This is a genomic window from Shewanella sp. KCT (genome assembly GCF_007636505.1).
GTDB classification, from domain to species: Bacteria; Pseudomonadota; Gammaproteobacteria; order Enterobacterales; family Shewanellaceae; genus Shewanella; species Shewanella halotolerans.
Genome location: NZ_LVDJ01000010.1, coordinates 156164 through 177886, shown reverse-complemented (window position 1 = coordinate 177886; position 21723 = coordinate 156164). Strand labels below are relative to the sequence as shown.

Below are 21723 nucleotides of genomic sequence, written 5' to 3'. Positions count from 1 at the left end.
CAGCTCCCTCAATACCACTCACGTTTAAAGGCGCTAAATAGGTTTGGGTATTACCCTTTCATTTATAAAATCATCTCGCTAGGCGTTATCGCCCTGAGTCAAAATCTCGTAGCCCGGCAGGGTCAGGAAATCCACCAACTCGTCGGCCGTGGTGATCTCTTCCAGCAACACGGCGGCCTGGGTAAAGCTGCCATGGGTGAAACGATCCGGTCCCACCTCGAGTTTGACGTTAGCCAGCTCTTCCACCAGCATCTCCTTGAACAGCGCCTTGGTGACCAGCTTGCCGTTAGAGAGCTTCTGCTCGTGCTGGATCCACTGCCAGATAGAGGTACGTGAGATCTCTGCCGTGGCGGCATCTTCCATCAAGCCGTAGATGGGCACACAGCCATTGCCACGGATCCAGGCCTCGATATATTGCAGCGCAATTCGAATGTTCAGGCGCATGCCCGACTCGGTGCGCTCGCCTTCGCAGGGCATCAGGAGATCCCTTGCTAGAATCGGCGCATCAACATCGCGGGTGATATGCAGCTGGTTGACGTGATCTTCACCTATGTATTCGTTGAAGATCCCCATAGCGGTGTCGGCCAGACCCGGATGTGCCACCCAGGTGCCGTCATGGCCATTACGCGCCTCGAGCTCTTTATCGCCGCGCACCTTGACCAGTACAGCCTCGTTCTGCGCCTGATCCTTAGCCGGAATGAAGGCAGCCATGCCCCCCATCGCCAGGGCGCCACGCTTGTGACAGGTCTTGATAAGCAGGCGTGAGTAGGCGCTCAGGAACGGCTTATCCATGGTGACCGCCTGACGGTCTGGCAAGATGCGGTCGCTATGCTTCTTCAACGTCTTGATGTAGCTGAAGATGTAGTCCCAGCGGCCACAGTTGAGCGCGACTATGTTAGAGCGCAGTTCATAGAGGATCTCCTCCATCTCGAACACCGCCGGTAGTGTCTCGATGAGACAGGTACACTTAATGGTGCCCGGCGTTAGACAGAAGCGCTCTTCGACATAGGCAAACACCTTGGCCCACCAGCGCGCCTCGACATGACTCTCGAGTTTAGGAATATAGAAGTAAGGTCCGCTGCCCTTCTCCAGCAATTGGCGATAGTTGTGGTAGAAGTAGAGGCAGAAATCGAATAGTGCCCCAGGGATCGCCTCGCCATTGAAGGCGACATGCTTCTCTTTAAGGTGCAGGCCGCGTACACGGGCGATAAGCACGGCAGGATCTTCATTGAGCGTATAATGCTTACCTGTCTCGGGCGCCGTGTACTCTATCTCGCCGCGCACGGCATCACGCAGATTAATTTGGCCTTGAATCACCTTGGTCCAGCTAGGCGCCAAAGAGTCTTCGAAGTCGGCCATAAAGACTTTAACGTTGGCATTGAGGGCGTTAATGATCATCTTGCGATCCACTGGCCCGGTGATCTCAACACGTCTGTCTTGCAGGTCTTGGGGAATACCACGGATCTGCCAGTCGCCGTCTCTGATGGCGCGGGTCTCGGGTAAGAAATCGGGCAGCGCGCCCTTATCGATCAGTTCCTGCTTCTGCCTGCGCATCTCAAGCAGCTTAGGTACCTCTGCCGCAAACTGATCACACAAGACCTCAAGCAAACTCAGCGCACCTTCGTTAAGCACTATCTCTTGCCCCGGCACTTGCGCCCCCAGGATAGACAATCCCGTCTCTAGCTGATGTTTATTTATTACCTGTTCAGTCATCCCGATATCTCCCAAGCGCTCACTTACCGTTAATTTCAATTCTTCCAGCCTTTAACCTAAGGCCCGCCATACCTTGTAATGATGGCCATACAGCTTGAAACACCAGCAAGGGGTTACAAATGTACGTTTTGAACAAAACCTACTAACAAACTGTTGGGATTGCAACAATACGAGCGGTGAGAAAAGCAGCGAAAAAAGCTGAGTTACATCACAAAAAATTGGTAAGACCAAACAGGATTTATAACAACAAGACATTGTTTCAAAACAATAAAAACCAAACATAACAAATCAAGAAATGACTAGATTTGAAAGTTGTCTGACAAATGAACCAAGCCCCACCCATTGAAAGTTATTACGTAAATTTATTACCTTAAGTAATTTTATCGATACAGACATTTCACCAAGAAGACTGACAGATTAAAAGGCGGCACGTTTTGCTTTACTTGCAAGTAAGGCTATTAAAGTCAAATTATTTCAACGCTTTATAAGCAACCTCAAAACACTTAAAATCAAACAATCGTTTTAATTTGACGTTTACGTAAACGATACAAGTAAGGGGCTAAATGGCTTGTCACAATTCGGTAACGTTTGTCGATCAACATCACGATTTTTTTTGGTTTGCTGCAAAAAAATCAAAAAAAACCGAATAAATTGCATAGTTAACCTAGCAGAGACGCTTATCATGCTGCCAAGACAAGGCATCTAACTCGGCCATTCGACAAGCCTCGCTCTCCTTCTATCGCTAAGCAATCAGCGCAAAATGACTAACTCGCACGGTAACTAGCCGCTCAGCTTTAATATCAGCGCTAATGAAAGACAGGAAACCTGAGTTCAAACAACAAAATACTGAAGGCGAACCGCACAAGCCCTAGAGGTAAACGACTGACAACATGGGACTGGAAGCTCAGCGCAAGACGAGAGAGCTAGCCAGAAGAAGTGAACCACTCGGTAAACATCGAGTACCTGTTGCAGGAAGGCCTGATAGGCTCCCATCGATGCAACAGGGAATCGCTAAGGATGCATAAAGGCAAAAGCTTCACTAGAAGAGAACAGCTTAGACAGCAAACATAGACTAGAGTCACTAACACCAACGAGAAGCGCGAACATCAACGAGAAGCGCTAGCGCAGACAAGAAGGACTTTCGCAAACAAGAAGGATTAGCAGAGTTAAAGACAAGTGTCGGCAAGCCAATGACTTGCCTAGGGGTAGCGATTTTGAACTAAACAACGGCAAACCAGTTAGCTAAGGCTAAGCATTCACCGCATTAATGGGGGTGTCGGGCGTAGACTCCATACTCGGGCGGTACATGACCACGCAGTTACGGCCATTGCGCTTGGCCTGATACATGGCGAGATCGACCCGCTTCATGAGTGGATCCAGGCTAAGATCCTCCTCCACACTGGTACAGACACCGAAACTGGCGGTAATGCTCAGGTCACTATAGTGAGGCTTAGTCTGAATCGACTCTATGGCCAGGCGACACTGCTTGGCGATCTTGAGGGCCGCCTGCTCATCCGTGTACGGCAAGAAGAGCGCAAACTCTTCACCGCCCATGCGCACAAACAGATCCCTGCTCTTGAGGCTCGGCGTCACGGCATCGACTACTCGCCGCAATGCCCAATCACCGGCGCTATGGCCATAAGTATCGTTGATCGACTTAAAGTGGTCTAAGTCGAACATCACCACACTAAACACGCTGCGATGAGCCAAGACATCGACGAAGAGATTTTCGGCAAAGTCTTGCCCCGTGCCTCGGTTTAATACTCCGGTCAAAGGATCTCGCTGAGAGATGCGCTTATATTTGCGCTTCTGCACAAACATGGTTGCACCAAAAATAATGAGACAGATAGAACAACCAAAGGCGATCATCAGCGCCATACTCTCGTTGTATCTCTCCAGCTCAACCACCTTTTGCTGCGCCGTATAGAGCGCCCTATCCTGGTTGAGCATCTTAATTTCACGGGTCTTCTCGGCATTCTCAAACTTGGCCATCTGATACGCATAGGCCTTTGCCTTGGTCTCATCGATATCGGCCTCACTAAGCTGCATATACTCGTCCAGATAACGATAGGCCTCCTGGTAGCTTCCCTCTAAAGCCAAGGCATCGGCCATCATCTTATAGGCGCGTTTCTTGGCGTTGAGCACGCTTGGTTCGTCCTCAACATCTATGACTTGCTGGGCGTATTGCTTGGCGCTTTCAACCTCTTTCTTCATCAAGTAGGTTTCGGCCAGCAAGGCATTAACATCGTTAATCTCTAACTGAAACTTAAATGTCTTGTACTTTGCAAGCGCTGAAAGGAACAGCTTCTCCGCTTGCTCAAGCTCGCCTAGCTTAAGGTGTGAAGTGCCCTTGCCCTTGTCGGCCATGGCAACAATAAGCGGAATATTATGTTCACTACAGAAGGTGCGGGTATCGGCAAATAACTGCTTAGCCTCATTGTAATGAGAGAGCTTTAGCTCCCCTGCCGCCAATAGCACTTGGGCATAACACTGCTCTTTCGGCGATCTGTCGCGGCTAAGGCCATAGGCCAGTGAGGCATAGCGCTTCACCTCATCATAGACTTCGAGATCCAGATAGAGGTTGGCCAACCTCAGATAAGAGGTCATCTTAATGGTCACATCATCTATCTGCTCGATACGGTCGAGATTCTTAGCCATAGCATCCAAGGCGCCCTGATAGTTCTTCATGGCGATCAGCGCTGTGGCCTGATACAGATAGATGGAATTTTGAGTTTCGGGAGAGTGGCTCAGCTGTTCGGCCTGAGTAAGTAGGTTAAAGGCGCGCTCGTAGGCACCATTATACATCTCCTTGTTACTCTCCAGGGTCAACACCCGAGCCCTCTGCTCGCGGCTCAAGTGCTGGGTATTCTCTTTAAGGTAGGCAATTACCTCAGACGACTTGGCCGGCTCTGCAATTAAGGATGCCTTTAGCTCATCGATAACCGCGTCATAATCGACATCGCTCGCAACGGCAGATCCGCAAAGCGCTATCGAAAAGACACAAGCCAAAAATAGTCTGAGGTAATACATATAGTTTCTACGAGTTACTTGCTGTCATCTGGGTTAGTGATGATCAAATAGGATTGTACTTCGCTGGTGTCACCTGAGAGCGAATCGAGCTGCGCTTTATCACCCGACAACACCGCCTGGATCTCTTCATCCGTTAGGCCATTGGCTTTCATCACACCTTCTGGATCAGCCTTGTAAGCCTCTAACAGCGCGGCATCCGAACCTAACTTCTGAAAAAAATCGCTTAGCTTAGACATATCATTCTCCATTGTTATGTAATAACACTAGTTGCTAGACAAAAGTTTGACCACTCTAGCTTTATTCAAACTCCGTCTCATTTTTAGCCCAATAAAGCTTCTGAAATACCGAGTTTTGCCAAAACCTTATGGTTCACCTTCAGCGGCGCCGCCGGTGGAACTAACAGGGTAGTAATAGCAGTTAACTTGGCTTGGGGTAACGCCTTGAGTAATAAGCGTTCAATTCGAGGCGCCTGTGTCGGTAAATTGGGCGCTTCATATAAAATGACCTCATGGTCTAACGGATACCACTCGCTAAGCTGCTCAACCAAGACCTGCAAACAATCCGAGTTAGTATGAAACTTGGTGAGCGTGTGCTCTCCGGCGATGGCTATCTGCCACAGCAGCAGATGGGTGGCGGGATCCGGCGTATGACAGTAGAACATGAATTGACTGGCCTCGAAGCTCTGGTGACCAGATTGTCCAGGGTCTATCCCCACGTCGGCCCATAAGCAGGCCTCGGCTGAGATCCCCGGCTCCATCTTGGCCTCGAAACCTTCTTCGCGCGCCCGGCGAATGGCGATATGGGACACACAGGCAAACACACCTGGATGACCATACAGGGCGCACACGACCCGCTTACCCGCCCTAACCTCGGTCAATATCGCCTCGACCATCTGTTGGTAGGTGTCTCGACGGCTCTTAACTTCTTCACCTTGGGCATAGTATCGATGCAGTGATCGGACATCATGATTCATGCTCTCAAGCCACTGGAGGGCAAAGGCATCGGGCACCAAAGAAAAAACCACGTCGGCCAGCTCGATATAACTCTTACTCAGCACGGTTATCTGACCGCCCAGGTTAAGACCTGTGCCGACACAAACCAAACTGCCAAGCTTTTTAGATTCATCCATTCTTGCTGTATCCATTATTACCACAGGCGATATATTACCGCTAAATTCCCGGCTAACCCGGCTAATTAGTCACTATTTGCACCTAGGGCAAACCAACGCTTGCAAACAAGATGTAAATAAAATTTAACTTACCACAATTCGGGATAAAACAAATACTAACAATTAATTAGTCTGGCATTTTCATCACGACTCAGAGATTCTCCCGCGCTACTTGGACAAAATTCATTCAGGCTAGTGAAACTAATCCTTAACACACCTGTCTGAACTATTCGCCCTCCCCTTGGGCGCCCCAAACACACAGGCCTAAGCTGATACGCAGGCGAGATCCAGAAAACGGCGATAGCGCTTGTCAGCATGGGGAATGCTTGGGTATCATGGCCGACAGATTTTTAGGGAAGTAGCGCATTCAATGACCATCAAAAAACATAGTATTACTCTATTAGGCGCAGCGGCGCTGTCTCTTTCATTAAGCGCATGTAGCGTGTTTGACTGGCTGATCTATAAGCCAGATGTGCCGCAAGGCAACTACATGGAGACGCAGCAGGTCGAAAAACTCAGAATCGAGATGACCAAAGAGCAGGTCGAATATATCCTGGGCCGTCCCGTACTGCGCGACAGCTTCTCGGACGACACCTGGTACTATGTCTATCACTACAAGAGTGGTCGTGACGCCAGCATCACACATAAAGAGCTGGTGCTGCACTTTACCAATGACAAACTTTCTAAAGTCGATGGCGACTATGAACTGGCCGCCGACTTTAACACCCCGCTGGATCAGAGCTCGCTGCCAGAACTAGGCGCCGCAAAGGGCGACCTGGTTCCGCTAAACCCTGAGCAGCGTCCAGATACCAAGCCGCTCGTGGAAGAGAAGAAAGCACAAGAACTCAACGAAGTTAAAGAGTTTGAATAAACGCTTTAACTAACGCCAGGCCAGTTTTAAGCGCCTGGGTTTTAAGACGAAAAAAGGGTCCTAAGCATTGCTTAAGACCCTTTTTACTATCTAGCGGCTTTCTCTTAATTCTTAACTCTTTAATGCGCCTTGCAGCCTATCCTGTCTGACGGCTTATCTGGCCTTACTTAACACCCGATAATTTCCCAGAGGAAACTCAGACCTGACTACCTCACCTTAGCGCCTGTGGTCTTGTTGGCACGGCCCTCACTCTTGGCCTTTTCGGCGCGTTGACGACGCACATCTTTGGGATCGGCTATCAAGGGGCGATAGATCTCCACTCGCTGCCCGGGTTCTAGCACCTCATCATGCTTCACTGCGCGGCTGAAGATACCTAGTTTTACCTTCTCCAGATCAATCTCAGGAAAGAACCGGCAGATTTCGCTCTGCTTCACCGCCTCGATACAACTAGTGCCCGGCGACACCATGACGCTAATGCGCTTCTGCTGGGTCGGCAGCGCATAAATCACTTCAACGGCAAACTTATCTTGATCGCTCATCTTACATCCTAAGAAGATTAAACAGCTGTTATTTATAAATCACTTTGGCGCGGCTGGTGAAAGCAGTCACCATGGAAGACATCAGCTCTTTGAACACTTTGCCAAAGGCCAGATCCGCAATCGAACTGGAAAACTCGAAATTGAGCTCGAAATCCACCTTACAGGCATCTTCCGTCAACTCGGTAAACTCCCATTGACCATGCAGGTGCTTAAAGGGGCCGTTTTCCAGCGCCAGCTCAATTCGCTTACCCGGGATCACCTGATTGCGTGTGGTAAAGGTCTTGCTGATCCCCGCCTTGGAGACATCGACCGAGGCCACCATGGTCTTACCATCAAACTCAAGTACCTTACCGCCAACACAACCCGGCAGAAACTCCTTATAGGACTCCACATCATTGACTAACTCGTACATCTGCATGGCACTAAAGCGCACTAATACGCTACGGGAAATCTTGGGCATATGACTGTTTAACCTGAAACCTTGGCCTGACACCATAAAGCAAAAAATTGATTTTAACATGCTAGGCAACACCGGTCACCTCACCCAGTACTCATGCTAAGCTCAAAAAAACACCACCTCGACCCATTTACGCAGGCAAATTAAACAAATAATCACGCGAGCCAATTCCAAATTGGTTTACCGCGCGTATAATAGCCCTCCTATGGCTAAGAAAAACGCAAAAAAATCAAAGAACCCACCGGCGACGATTGCACGCAATAAACGCGCAAACTTCGACTATAAATTTGAAGAGAAATTTGAAGCCGGCTTATCCCTGATGGGATGGGAAGTGAAATCGATCCGAGTCGGTAAGGTAAACCTGTCTGAGAGCTATGTATTCCTCAGAGACGGTGAGGCCTACCTGTTCGGATGCACCATCACGCCGCTCAATACCGCATCGACTCACGTGGTTTGCGACCCTATGCGCGATCGTAAACTGCTGCTTAATCGCAGAGAGCTGGATAAACTGCAGGGCCTGGTAGAGCGTCAAGGTTACTCTATCGTGCCTATCTCCATGTATTGGCGCAAAAATGCCTGGGTAAAGCTAGAGATCGGCCTGGGTAAGGGTAAGAAAGAGCACGATAAGCGCGACGACACCAAAGAGCGCGAGTGGAAGATTGAAAAATCTCGTACCATGAAACATGCCGCACGATAATAATCGCTGTGATTCAGCGACTTGTCAGGCATAAAACGTACGGATAACGAACAAACGATAGTAACCCCATGATTAATACTTGGTAATCGAGGACGACGCGGGTTACAATCGACATTGTACTGGGGGCGATTCTGGATTCGACAAGATTCACGAAACCCTAGGAGCATGCCGAGGGGCGGTTGGCCTCGTAAAAAGCCGCACAGTTATAGTTGCAAACGACGATAACTACGCTCTAGCAGCTTAGGCTAGCTAGCCATCTTGCTCACGTTTCTCAAATGGGCAGAGTATTAAGATGGTCACCTTTACATTTGATAGCGAGGGAACCATGTTCAGGGGTGAACCGCGAAACAGTACTGAACTCGCCAATAACAATCCTGTCTTTCGGAGTGTTGTTGGTTAACCAATAGAAAGACTAAGCATGTAGCGCCGAGGATGTAGGCTTTTTGGACGCGGGTTCAAGTCCCGCCGCCTCCACCAACAACAGAAACGAAGACGTCCTAGGACGTCTTTTTTTCTGCCTGCAGAATATTAAAATCAATGGGTTATCTTCAAACAACGTCCATTTAGATTTTTTTAAAGCCAAAAGTCGTAGTCACCCACGTAGTATTTTTCAACCAACTTAGCTATCTTTGAAATACTACGTCATCAACAAAACCAAACTGCTATGTGCCCTAGACTCACAACTCCACTTACGGATAACACCATCAAAAAGTGTAAAGCCATTGATAAAGATGTCGTTTTATCTGATGGATATGGTCTGCAGCTGCGAGTGAAACCCAGCGGTTCAAAACTTTGGAACTATAACTACTATCATCCCTTAACAAAGAAGAGAACCAATATCAGTCTAGGAAGCTATCCAGCCACCAGCCTTAAGCGAGCAAGAGAGGCTGCGACAGAACAAAGGGGGTTGGTAGAGAGAGGTATCGACCCAAAAACTTATCGTGAAGAACAACGACTCGCAGAACTTAAGGTAAGTGAATACACATTAAGAAAGGTGGCCGAAGAATGGCTAAATGTCAAAAAGCACAACATCACTGAAAATCATGCAACAAAGATCTGGGGCTCTTTAGAGCGCCACGTTTTTCCAAGCATTGGAAACTACCCTCTTGCTCAAATAAAGGCCCCTCTGGTTATCGCAATTTTTAGACCGATAGAAGCTAAAGGGAATCTGGAGACTGTAAAACGCCTATCGCAACGTCTTAATGAAGTCTTTAACTTCGCGGTCAACTGCGGCTATACCGATTCAAATCCCCTTTCAGGCATCAAAGCAGCTTTCAAAAAGCCGAAAAAAGAAAGCATGGCAAGTATCAAGCCAGAAGAACTTAATGAGTTAATGAGAACTTTAGCTCAGGCTTCGATTAAACGTACAACACGCTGTCTCATCGAATGGCAATTACACACGATGACTAGACCGTCGGAGGCAGCTATGACTGAATGGGCAGAGATAGATTTCAAAAACCAAGTGTGGACAATACCTGCTAACAAAATGAAAAAGCGACGCGAACATAAGATTCCACTAACTCCACAAATGCTCGCAATTCTTAAAGTTATGGAACCAATCAGTCACAACCGACGCTATGTATTTCCATCAGATAGAGAGCCTAGCAAACATTGCCATACTCAAACAGCTAATATGGCACTAAAGCGCATGGGGTTTAAAGACCGCTTAGTAAGTCATGGGTTAAGAGCCCTCGCGAGCACTACGCTCAATAACCAAAACTTCGATTCGGATTTGATCGAATCAGCTCTAGCTCATGTTGACCAAAACCAAGTAAGAGCGGCATATAACCGCAGCGACTACTTAGAGCGTCGCCGCGAAATGATGTGCTGGTGGAGCGGGCATATCGACGAGGCAGCCAAAGGGAGCCTCTCTGTAACAGGTATTAAGCAATTGAAAGTTATTTGAGCATAGCTGGTGTTAGGTGGAACTAGAACCTAACACCGAAAAGTCCACCATTTTCTGTATCGGTACATATAATCTATATAGCCGTTAAGGTATCCCCGCCGTGCTTAGTCACTCTTGGGCGACACTGAATCTTCATTGCGTCGCTGACAAATGCGTTATCACTGGCTTTGCTAGACCAAATATATGCCTCACCTGGTTTTAACGCTCCAAGCTTCTCAGGCGTTAGTGATTTCAAACCGATACAGGCTTTTTGAATATGCTTTAACCAGTCCGGAGCGTTGAACTTATGCAGAATAATCTGTGATGAAAGCTGAATAAGTTCCACCGGTACAGACGGTGGATCTTGGCTGGCAATCATGACACTGGTGCCCTTGTGGCGCATTTCGCGCACCGTCTCCACAAGCCCTTTTACTAGGTCTGGACTATCGATGTATTTATGACATTCATCAAACACAATAAGTTTGTTAAAAGATTGCCCTTGATACTTGGCTTCCGAGAATATTTGCAGAAGCACTACAAATAAGCCTAATGCCTCATCTTTTTCGATGAATTCGTCTCGAACATCTACAACGATCATTCTGCCTGGTCGAATCAGCGAACCAACGTTTATTTGGTCATCAATGTACTGTTCAGCAAAATCCAAACGCATGTCTGCTAGGTCTTTAAGTGAATCCGAAAGACTTGAGTTTTGTATTCCGTCCCTTATCGCTTGGATCGAGAGGTTATTTCGATTTTTACGCATAATATTGCCTAGTTGGCGGATATATGCGGCTTGGTTGCCGATAGCCCCCATCAAAAACTTCCAGTGCCCAGCTTGCAATTCAGAAGAACAAAACTTCAACGGATGTACCTCAATTCCAGGGTACTCAGCACGACGTTCGCTTAACTTATCTTCAGGAGCTAACAACACAACATCATTTAATGAAGTTGGCTCCGCACCATATACTTCTTTAAGCTTAGCTAACTGCATAACATCGTCATTTGGGGCTATCATCGACGTAAACTCAGGTTTATAGTCCTGAGTAGCACTGTAATGGAATATCACACTCGCCAACTCTTTATGTAGCGTATTGATCGATGGAATTGATTTAGTTGCCATCTCCACAACTGAGCCTAATGTATAGCTTTTGCCCCCACCTTGAACACCAAATAAACTTAGCGTGTGTGTATGGTTTAAATCTAAAGCTATTTTCCGTCCATGGACCTCTCCCAATAGGCCAAACTGAGCAGAGCCACCGTTGACACCAAGGACAATATCGTGGGGAACAACCTCAACTTTATTACCCGTTGTGATGTTCGGAAGGTGCAAATTTTCGTCTGCCTCTGCCTCTGCCTCTGCCTCTGCCTCTGCCTCTGCCTCTGCCTCTGCCTCTGCCTCTGCCTCTGCCTCTGCAGGATTAGCTACTACAGAAACTGGATTACCAATAGGTTTTGCTTCTTCAACGGTTTGACCTCTGGATGGAGGAGGAGTAGCTAGCTCATCATCATTAAATCGCAATACTTTAATATTGTCTTCTTTTGAAACACTTGGTCTTGCAGGTAAAGTGATCGCAGCTTGAGATGCTAATTCCGCCCAAGATACGGTTCTATCTCGCTCTTTGTGTAGAAATTCTGCCGTTTCCAACTTAGGCAGAGTTAGCTCAAGTAAGTCCAACGTGCTTTCACTTTGGTCATCATCCTCAAACACTTTAGCTGATAGCAATTCGTCAATATGGTTTCGCCCAACACGATGAAACTCAATACCGACTTCTTTTTCAACGCCGGAGCTATTTTGACCAAAATCGAAAATAACAGCACTTCGGGTAATTGAAAGCTTGTACCCTTCCTCCAAAGTTCGAAGCAAAAATTTTGCTTCCTCAACAATCTCAGAACTCAATAAACCAAAACGCTCAGATCGTTTAAGGTAATGTTCAAGAAGGACACATAACTTTTGAGTTTTAACCAGGCGATCAGGTCTATCCGGTGTTGTACGCGTCAAATCAAAATGACGCTGAATAACACGCTCTGATTCTGAAATTTGCTCGGCAATACTCTTCTTTAAACTTTCGTACTTCGTCAGATCACCGACTTCTGAATAGCACTTAACTTCGACTAAATTACAACGAATCGTGCGTGATGATGCATCTAAATCAAATAATGCTAAATCTGTTCTTCTGAAACTGACATCAGCACCTAATTCACCATCAGCCTTTTGAAGCTCAGAATAAAGCTCAAGGTGAGCATCTAAAGGAACTATTACCTGGTCCTTAAACACTCCTTGGTACTCTAAATAGAGTTTAGATAGTGCTAAACCTAGGGCTTCCGACTTTGAAGCACTATTAGAGGCAAGTTTTAACGCAAGTCTACCTGACAACGCTCTAAGCGAATCTAAAACCCGAGTCGCCTTATCAACATCAGGAACAATTTGATGTTGTTCTAAAGTACCTCTCAACAAAGCTTCTATTTCTGTTGTTGAGCGAGATGTAATAACAAAATTATGGGTATTTGAGGAGGCCATTTCCGGACTATGATCAATCAGATAGTCTGGTCGGCCGTCTTTACCACCGTGATCAAAGAACTCAATACCCAAGTTTCTATCGACAGTGAACACCCAATCACTGACTTCATGCAATTGATTTAACAGAGCTCTCTCAGCGCTATCAAGAGCCAACCTGACCACTGGTACCTGCTCTAAAGAAAAATCTCCTGTCGCCAGCGAAGCTGTTATAGCGGACATTAATTTAGGGAGTTTGGCAACAGTCTCCGATATCTGCCCGCCGAAAAGCATTTTCGCAGCGCCATGTCTCGTGTGACGGTCCCAAGCAACAACCCCATTCTCATCAAAGTAATCAATACAGTAATCCTGATACAACCCATATATAGGCGCAACTTGTTCATCTGATTGAGGTTTTACCACGGATAACTCTTGCGCGGGGAACACATCAAATAACATGCTTAAATGAGACTGAAAATCATCAGGCGACTGCTCAAACTCAGAGCTAGCTCTGAGCGAAATGCTTAATTTTGGCTGCAAGTGATTTTCTGCTGAATGAAACAGTTGGTTTTCCACCTCACTGTCCCCGCCGCTGTTGATTAGCTTAAATAAATCAGCCCCCACTTCTGTCGCATAGGGATCAGCAACGAATAGTCGAATATCAAAACAAATATGCTTTAGCTCAGCTTTCTTTCTCAGTGCCATCAACATACCCGCAACAGCACCAGCAGATCCCGCGTTAAACACATTGATCGATAAACAGTTCACATAGGGATGTTGTATCAGATATCTTTCGACTTTAGTGGCGAGAAAGGCACTACTTTGCTTACCAACTTGCTGGTAATCATTTTTAATGCCAAATGCGGTTTTGATTTTATCAATTAGAGCTTGTGGTTCTTTTTCTTGTGCAGACGACAGAACACTCCAAAATGGGTGAATACTGTCAAGTGCGACCATCAACTGACCCTGGGTGTCTGGTAGTACGTAAGGAAAATTGGTTAACGCAAGTTCTTCTAATGAACTGTTTTTAGTCCCAACCGCGATTTCCTTACCAACCTTCTCACTCTGTCTTGCCCAAGCTTCCGCAAGAGAAGCCCATCCACTTAGCCATAAAGCCCTTAATGGATGTGTGGGACCCAATACCATCGCCTTTTTATAGCTGCCGTCATAATTCCACATTACGATTGAAAGTGAATCCAAGCGAAGTAACGCGGCTAACTCAGTCGAATAGTCATGTCCACTCTCTGTTTCCTGAAATACCGCAGCTAGGTATTCTAGATAGCTGCTAGAATACAGGTAGGCTTCATGCGAGGAAGACACATGATCATGAGCGACAGAAACCAGCTCTTTCTCATCTTGATGTATGATTTGAAAATAAGTTTCACGCGCCGCTTTAAACTTTTCAAACTGGCTTTCTACCCCCTTTATTGGCCAATCTACAATATCGGCACCAGATTCACTTGCGTCTTGATTGCGAATTTCTACACGCCAAGTCAAAGCCGCCATTGGGTTTGCTAGAATTTTTTGCTCAAAGTTTTTTAAGTAAGTGGTAACGGGAATTTGAATACCACTTCCTTTCTTGAATTTCACATTGATGATCGATTCAGCCTTACTCTTACTATCCTGCCAAGTCGTTTCTATTACTTCGGCATTGCTAAATTTCTCAGTTTCGATGACGTTGGCAAATTCAGCTTTAATCTTTGCATGCGCTAATGACGCCTCTTTGACTTTTCGCCCTTCAATCGGCTCAACCTCAGCATCTACCGCTGGCAATACATAAAACAGATCACTTTCATTAATTCGTGAGCCAGCTTCTTCCGCGCTGGACGTTCCCCACTGTATTGGGCACTGCTTATCATCAATCAACGGTAATAGTTCATCATTTTCATCAAATGCTTGAATTCGAACGTAATGCCAACCTTCTTCCCATTCGATTCCAGTCAGCTTGTTAAACGTGATTGTGACAGTGGATTTTGATGTAGCTTTACCTACCTTAATTAACCCAACAAAATCACCTTGTTGAGTAAACACCTGGGCTTTATATTTCGCTAAGCCATTAACTTCACTTGGTTTTGGTGAAACAGAAAAAGTCACAGAAAACTTTTTCAAGCCGCCTTGGCCGGTAGTCAATACTTGTTGACCAATCAACTGTTGCAAGTTTGGGTCTGTTTCATCATCAGGAATAAGCGGCAAACCAACCTCAGTCACCGTTAAACAAACTGCATCAGTGGCATCTTCCTCATATTGAAAGCGCCATTTATCAAAAGTGAGTGCCCAGTTGCTGCTATCCACCACTAATTGCTTGCGCCAACTGCTATCGAGTAGATTTTCCTGATCATTTAAAAAGAGCGCTAATCTCTTGTTAAAATCTTCACCTTCTAGCTGCAGGTCATAAACGGTCGCAATCGCTGACTTCTCTGAGCGGTTTATAATTTGTACACACTCGCGATTTTTAACTAATTTACGTACCAACATGGAAGGATCTAGATGCAACTCAAGATCAGGAATCAGCCCCAGCTCGTAAAGAGCAGCACCAGCAACATTTGGATCAAAGCCATTAACCTTAATCGTTAGCGCGTATCGCAACCATTGATAAGCACTGAGTTTTAGCGCCGCCTTTTCTTGAAGAATGAAGTAAACTTCGTCCAACAACCGCTTAATCGAATCAGGAGATTTGGCCTTTAGTTGATTAAACGCCAGCCAATAAGCATCTGAAATATCAATTTGTTCAAAGGTCGCTGCACCAAAAGAGTCTTCAGAGGACGTTTTTAATTCATTTGGTACAAAAATCAGTAATGGCTGGCGAAGCTGGCCGTGTTCATCAGGGTTTCGAAGTTCAACAAGCTTGGTACTGGTAACCGAAAAATTACGCGTCGCTTTCATTGCCAATACGGCAACCTGGGCATACTCAACCGCCCCAGACACGACTTCACTAAGCTGATACATGAGCTCAGTTTCTAAATCAGATACCTTCATGCAGTGGCCCGCACCGCGAGTTTCTAGCAACACCTTAAACTTAGGTACAAGGACACTGATTAAGCAGCCGTCAATATCTGACTTAATAACGGTTTGAATTCCCTTAATCATGCGCTATGTCCTTTCATACTTTCATTTTGCTTACTATTTATCTGATATCTTGGAGTAACCGTTTGTGTTACATACGCATCAGAAAGATCGCGATAAAAACCAATTTCTCGTAACCGGCGCTTAAAACCAGATAAGTTATCTCTAAGCGCTTTATTCACATCAATTGATGACTCACAGAAAGCATCTGTGTCAGGTAACGAATCAATAAAAATGCCATATCGTTCTTTTAAGAAAGTTAACAGCTCATCTACTCTTAACTCTTTAGTGTGAAATCCCAAGTCACCACCCTTGGTGAGTACGGCTAGCTGTAACAACACTTCTAGCAAACGTCCATCAACGCTAAATCGACGGCCACCATTACTACCACTTTGTTGTTCTAACAAGGCTCCAGGCTTATTTTTGAGCATAAAACTATCTAGGTTTTTGACTAAGCCAGAACGGATTGCATTACCTTGTACAAACAATAAAATTTCTATGTAGGTTTCATACTCTGGTAAGCCAAGTTGGGTAATAGCATGAATCTCTGGTGGAATGTCTTCTGATTCATGAGCAGATGACACTGACGCATCTAAAATTCCAGCATTACGCTGACCAAAAAACTGATCGCGTTCTTGCTCTAACGGCGACTCCAGCAGAGTAAACAAATCGGGCACTGACATTTGTTTTATCGATTTTGACCCCGATAATTTGCCTTTTTTAGATAGATACTCTGCAAACTCATCGAGTTTTTTAACGCCGAAATAGGCTTTAATAAAAGCAGGAATTCGCTTGTAGTGTAACGTCGCACTTTGCTCAGCCATCGATTCACTCAAGCCATTAGCACCATTTGTCATGTCCACATAGAGCGCCGTCTTTTGTTTACTACTCTCGTCGAGATTACGGCCCTTACTCTTAGCCAATGCCGGTAGCAACTTGAACAATTTCAATTGGTATAGCGCCAAGTGAAAAGCTAATAATATCTTTATGTACTCAACCATAACTGAACGAGGAATATACTGGCGATAGGTCAGCAGCTTAATGATATCTTCAGCTAAAATATCCGCAGCTTGTTGATTAAGCGGCGCAAACCGTTCTTGTAAGTCAGCATGATCCGGCGCGTCAGAATTCACTTGATCAGACAGTCTTAAAATTGCCTGCGTTTCAACATCTACTTGGGAAGAGCTATCATACTGCCCTGTCGTAGAATCGACACCAGCAAAGAAAAACTGTTTGAGTCGGTTAATCGCGGTCTGACCATTATTGGCATGGTATAGCAACTCATATACTTGCTTAGAGGCACCATAATCCCGGCAATTTTTAGGATTTCGAAACAAATAAGTATTACCGTGAAGTGGTCTCGGCGCTGCAACCGCTTCGTTAGCCTTGCCACGATTAATCAAGTCCACCAAGTGGGTTTCAATCCACTTTTCAATCGTAATTGGGGCTTGAGTAAAGTTTTTAAAATGATTGGCATTACTGGAGTCTAAAAATTCTTTTTTAAACTTCTCAATCGTCATGACCTTGGCGCTCAATCTACTTGAAGCGCCATTATGCTTTAACCGAGCGAATAGATGAGTTAAGACCCTGTCCATTTCGACAATTTTGTAATCAAGATAGCTCACTTTATTGGTGCGAAAAGCCTTATCTTTTTTACCTAACTTCATGGCTGAACCTCCGCTACCAATTGTTCTAACTGCAAAACACCACCTTCGTCGCGGGTTATTTTTTCATACTGTTGGCCGTTGGTAGTTAGCAAAACCTCTTGATAAGGCGCTGAAGCCAATACGTTCTTGAATACGGTTAAGCTTAAATAAAAACTCTGCTCCGCTTGCGCCGAAGGCACGTAGCCTTGATTAAGACGATGCAGCATTTCAAACAAATCCAAGTCCAATTCCAACTCTGCCGTAAGGCCGGTTGCATCTTGGTACTTAAGCAATAGTGACTGCGGGCTATGCTCCACAAATGACGAGTTCATCGCTGAGTCTTTCACTTCAATGGAAAAAACATCCGATGGGAATAAGCGATAACTTCTAATAGTGCCTAAGTGTACCTTGCGTACTTGCATCGCCAGTTGGCCGTTAAAATACATCGGATTATGCAAACCTTCGCCACGGTTAATTGCATTAATGGCAAGCGATTTTGCTTCATTCAGTAATGCGCTGTCTTCGAGGTAACGTACTAATAACTTCGCTGAACGATAAGGCAGTAATGTTTGCCAGTTTTCTCCGCGGCGCTCAAAGTAGGCCTTTCTTCGTAACATCCCAACCACATTACGATGAGATAGATAGCGTTCCTTACTCTCACTTAGTGCTGTGCCATTAGGTAAGCTCTGATGAGCATTGGCCAGCAGTTGGGTTTCATGTTCACTACGCTGCTCAAACTGCAACCAATCAACAGCATCTAAGCCTAAAAAGTCCAGGCCGCGATCTAAACGCACGTCAGAACCCTGCGCAATGTCGGTTTCTCTTAGCAGCTTTAACAATCTATCTTGGGTGTTGTCGTTCCCGCACCAAGCGTTGAAGTAATAACCATGAAGAATTTTGTCGGCTTCGCCATTGGCGTACATTTCTTTAATTTCGTTACAGGAGTGTTCACCAACTAGCGTATAACTCAGTGCCGAACGTAAATCACGCATAGTGATGTGTAATTGATTTCGTAAACTGGTCAGTTTGTAAATATACTTCAAGCGCTCGATGACTTTAGGGCCAGTCTGTGCGTCCTGAAAGGTGGCAATATTGTGTTTAACGTAGCATTTGTCTTTTAGCGCGCAATAATCACACCCTTGCCAAACTTTGGCCGACGTCATTTTGCCGATGATGCGCTCAAAAATGGACTCAGGTTGACTTTGCGTCGATGCCAGAACATCACGCATATTCAGGTTTACCACCGCCACGTCATTTTGCACTGAGCCATCTTTTAAACTTTGTTCAACTATCGCTTTCAGGGCAGAAAAGCTTTCTGAATGCTGGCTTAAAAAGTCGACTAGCCGACCTTCGTTAATGGCAATTAATCGGGTCTCGTGGTGCGGCCATGTATTCGAATCGTCACCTTGATAAACGCTAAAGAATTCGTCGAGAACCGCATCATTATCTTTACTGCCTTCGTCTTGGCTACCATCGTAGTTAGTCACGTATTTGTGGCCGTTAATTTCAAACCAACTGCCATTACCTTGTGGGTTTAAGTGAACGCGCGTACCTTGCGCCGCAACTTGAGATTCCAATTGCTGTAAAAAAGCAGTTTTACCATCACCGGCATTACCAGTAATTAACACTAAGCGCAGTTGCCCAGCCAGAATTGCCGGCGCAAGCTCAGTATCCAACGCGGTTTCTACATAAATTAACTTTGCGTAATCATCTAAGCCACGGGTGCCCGAATTTGAGTGCCGACTTTGGCTATACAGCGTCAGCATAAAATCATGAAACGCGGATTTACTTGGATTAGAGCCATCAGCGAGGGGCGGTAAATGAAATTGCGACGTACTTTCTTCCGGTAAAGTTTGCGCTTTTTTCAGTTGTTGAACTTTATTCAGAGCTTTGAGTAACTGCTCGGCTGATTCAAAACGATCAACCCGTTTAGGGGCGATCAGTTTTAGCAGTACCGCCGAAACGTCATCGGTTAAATTAAAGCTCTGGGTGAACTCACTGGGGTGACGTGCTAACTCATCCATAGGTGGACACTGCACGTTGGCCCACGGGTATTCGCCGGTCATCGCGCGATACAAGGTAATGCCCAAGGCATATAAGTCCCTGTCAACTAAATCAGAGGCTTGCGGTGTTTCGGTAATACTTAAATCTGGTGGTAAATACTTCCGTGAACCGCCCCCCAAGGTTAAATCTTCAGCATCTACCGATACATTAAAATCGATGATACGAACTTTACCGTCTTTCCAAATCAGGTTCTGTGGCTTGATGTCACAGTGGAAAATATTGTGCTCGTGTAAATGCTGTAAACCTTCCGCTACCTGCTTAGCCATGGTCCACACTTCGTGTGCCGTTAATGAGCGTTGCTGGATCAGCTCACTGACATCTAAGCCTTCAAGGTACTCAAAAACAATATAAGGCGGGCCTTGGTTAGGAAGTACGTCTGCATCGTACACCTTTACCACATAGGGGTGCTCTGGCAGTTTTACCAAAGTGCGGTATTCCTGCTTTAAACGCTCTAATACCGATTCTCTATCATTCAAAATCAGTTTCACCGCACGCGAAACATCACCAAAGGTATCCGTTACCTTATACACAATACCAAAACCGCCAGGTTTACCCAGCGGTTGCTGCACGACGTATTTATTAGTTAGCTGGTAGCCACTCGGTAAGCGCTTGTAATTGACTGAAGGCTCATGGGTATTTAACGATTTAACACTCAGTTGTTCGGGTTTATTAGCCTCAATAGTTTCTACTGCTGCTTTGGGTTGCCAGAGTGCATTAAATTGCGCCAGCGCATCTTCTGGGGTTGGCCGTTGCAGTGCATCTTTGTGACATAAGGTTTGCAGCCAATCATCAAACTCTACTGGTAGCTGTTTATATCGCTCACTCAACTTTGTACTGAGCAGACACGATTTCTCGATGGCTTGCGTGACCGAATCAAAGGCCGCATCACCACTAAACAGCTCAAAAATAACCAGACCTAAACTGTACATATCCGAGGCGCAGCTCGCTGCATGGTTATCAGCCCAGAGTTCGGGGGCTTTATAACGGTTTGAGATCCGCTGCTGTACTTCGTCGGCAATGGTGGTGGTGTTTTCACTCCCTATCCGAGCGTAGTCAAAATCAATCAGCCTTGGCTGGCCGTCGGCTCCCATCAAAATATGCTCAGGGGAGATATTGCGATGCACAACGCCATAGCGGCATAAGTGCGCTAACGCCAGCAACAGGTCATTAACGATGCGCTTTTTCTGATCTAATGTGAGCAGTGAACTTGCGTCTTTAAACTTTTTGCTAAGGATTTCGCCAGGAATATCATCGGTTAATAACAAATATTTATCTTGCGCTTCGGTAACAAAGAAGTCTTTTACACCAATAATGGCAGAATGCGAGGGCATTTTTGCAATGGCACGATACGCGTTTTCAATCAGGCGCTTTTGCTTGCTGCGTTCTTCATCTGGCAGGTAAGGGTCGGCTTTATAGGCTTTAGCCAGCACAGTGCCGCCTTTGCGTCCTGCAGTAATGTTAAATACACGGTATTCCGTAAAGTACTGGTTGTCAGACAAGGTTTCAGCCACTTCCCAGTTACCAAAACGTACACCATGGCTACGCTTTTTGGCCGATTTACCCAAGGCCTCTGCGATAATCTGAATGTACTTAGTCACATTGCGCTCAAAGCGCTCTGGAATACGGGCACAGTCGGTGAAAAAACGGGTGCTGTTTTTTAGTGCCACTACATGGCCGCGCTCGCGATCTTCTGGGTCCTTGAACTCGCAATCATCTATGGTGAGCACCACCGCAGTATCCACATAGATGTTTTTTAAATCTCTATTTGCGCGATTTTGCTTACAAATGAGACCCGATAACGACTTCGCATTGCCGCGTAATTTCGGTAATGGCGAGCGATAGCTGTTGTGGGCGGTGTGCCACATGGTGCCGTCCACCTCTACTTTTCCGTGGATGCCCTTGGCATCCACTAAGTAAATAGCATGAGGCGCGACAACACAGATATCCACTTCAAACAGCTGGTTATACTGTTCAACTTCAAAGCTATGAATAATAAAGTAATCGTCTGGTAACTTTTCTTTTAACCAGGCGATGGCTTTACGCTCTTCATCGTTAACCACATCACCAATTGCAAATACCTGTGCCATAACCTCTCC

The 21723-nt window shown here is 45.9% G+C and carries 12 protein-coding genes and 1 other RNA gene; 4 read left to right on the top strand and 9 right to left on the bottom strand.

Annotated elements, in window-relative coordinates; genetic code table 11:
• Positions 1-78 precede the first annotated feature (78 nt).
• From aceB to AYI87_RS15000, 4 genes are all read right to left on the bottom strand, one after another.
• Entirely contained in the window at positions 79-1713 is a 1635-nt protein-coding gene (gene aceB / locus AYI87_RS15015; protein WP_144203447.1) for a malate synthase A, read from the bottom strand.
• 1248 nt (positions 1714-2961) lie between these two features.
• The gene (locus tag AYI87_RS15010; protein ID WP_222116780.1) at positions 2962-4722 is read right to left on the bottom strand and encodes a GGDEF domain-containing protein; all 1761 of its coding nucleotides are present in this window, start codon (positions 4720-4722) and stop codon (positions 2962-2964) included.
• Positions 4723-4757: 35 nt separating this feature from the next.
• The gene (locus AYI87_RS15005) at positions 4758-4979 is read right to left on the bottom strand and encodes a hypothetical protein (RefSeq protein ID WP_011865075.1); all 222 of its coding nucleotides are present in this window, start codon (positions 4977-4979) and stop codon (positions 4758-4760) included.
• An 83-nt stretch (positions 4980-5062) separates the two neighbouring features.
• Positions 5063-5872, bottom strand: a complete 810-nt coding sequence (locus AYI87_RS15000) for an SAM-dependent methyltransferase (RefSeq protein WP_186300637.1) — start codon at positions 5870-5872, stop codon at positions 5063-5065.
• A 409-nt stretch (positions 5873-6281) separates the two neighbouring features.
• On the opposite strand from AYI87_RS15000, the gene AYI87_RS14995 reads away from it, so the two are divergent.
• A complete protein-coding gene (locus AYI87_RS14995) occupies positions 6282-6782 on the top strand; it encodes an outer membrane protein assembly factor BamE (protein ID WP_041406523.1) in 501 nt (166 codons plus the stop codon).
• Positions 6783-6988: 206 nt separating this feature from the next.
• Here the strand turns inward: AYI87_RS14995 and AYI87_RS14990 are convergent, their stop codons facing one another.
• Together AYI87_RS14990 and AYI87_RS14985 are read right to left on the bottom strand one after the other, a co-directional pair.
• Complete coding sequence (locus tag AYI87_RS14990) at positions 6989-7321, bottom strand: RnfH family protein (RefSeq protein WP_144203441.1); 333 nt, start codon at positions 7319-7321, stop codon at positions 6989-6991.
• Between the two features lie 28 nt (positions 7322-7349).
• Positions 7350-7781, bottom strand: coding sequence for an SRPBCC family protein (locus tag AYI87_RS14985; RefSeq protein ID WP_011865071.1), 432 nt, complete (start codon positions 7779-7781; stop codon positions 7350-7352).
• 202 nt (positions 7782-7983) lie between these two features.
• On the opposite strand from AYI87_RS14985, the gene smpB reads away from it, so the two are divergent.
• From smpB to AYI87_RS14970, 3 genes are all read left to right on the top strand, one after another.
• Positions 7984-8475: an SsrA-binding protein SmpB gene (gene smpB, locus AYI87_RS14980; RefSeq protein WP_011865070.1), complete on the top strand. Its 492-nt coding sequence runs from the start codon at positions 7984-7986 to the stop codon at positions 8473-8475.
• 121 nt (positions 8476-8596) lie between these two features.
• Positions 8597-8952: a transfer-messenger RNA gene (gene ssrA, locus AYI87_RS14975) on the top strand.
• A 187-nt stretch (positions 8953-9139) separates the two neighbouring features.
• Complete coding sequence (locus AYI87_RS14970) at positions 9140-10381, top strand: integrase domain-containing protein (protein ID WP_144203439.1); 1242 nt, start codon at positions 9140-9142, stop codon at positions 10379-10381.
• A 73-nt stretch (positions 10382-10454) separates the two neighbouring features.
• On the opposite strand, the gene mads8 is transcribed toward AYI87_RS14970, so the two are convergent.
• The 3 genes from mads8 to mads6 are packed head-to-tail and all read right to left on the bottom strand — an operon-like array spanning position 10455 to position 21714.
• Complete coding sequence (gene mads8, locus AYI87_RS14965) at positions 10455-15941, bottom strand: methylation-associated defense system ATP-binding protein MAD8 (protein ID WP_144203437.1); 5487 nt, start codon at positions 15939-15941, stop codon at positions 10455-10457.
• Complete coding sequence (gene mads7 / locus AYI87_RS14960) at positions 15938-17584, bottom strand: methylation-associated defense system protein MAD7 (protein WP_144203435.1); 1647 nt, start codon at positions 17582-17584, stop codon at positions 15938-15940. Before mads7 ends, mads8 begins: the two co-directional genes overlap by 4 nt.
• Complete coding sequence (gene mads6 / locus AYI87_RS14955; protein ID WP_144203433.1) at positions 17581-21714, bottom strand: methylation-associated defense system protein kinase MAD6; 4134 nt, start codon at positions 21712-21714, stop codon at positions 17581-17583. Before mads6 ends, mads7 begins: the two co-directional genes overlap by 4 nt.
• Positions 21715-21723: the final 9 nt, after the last annotated feature.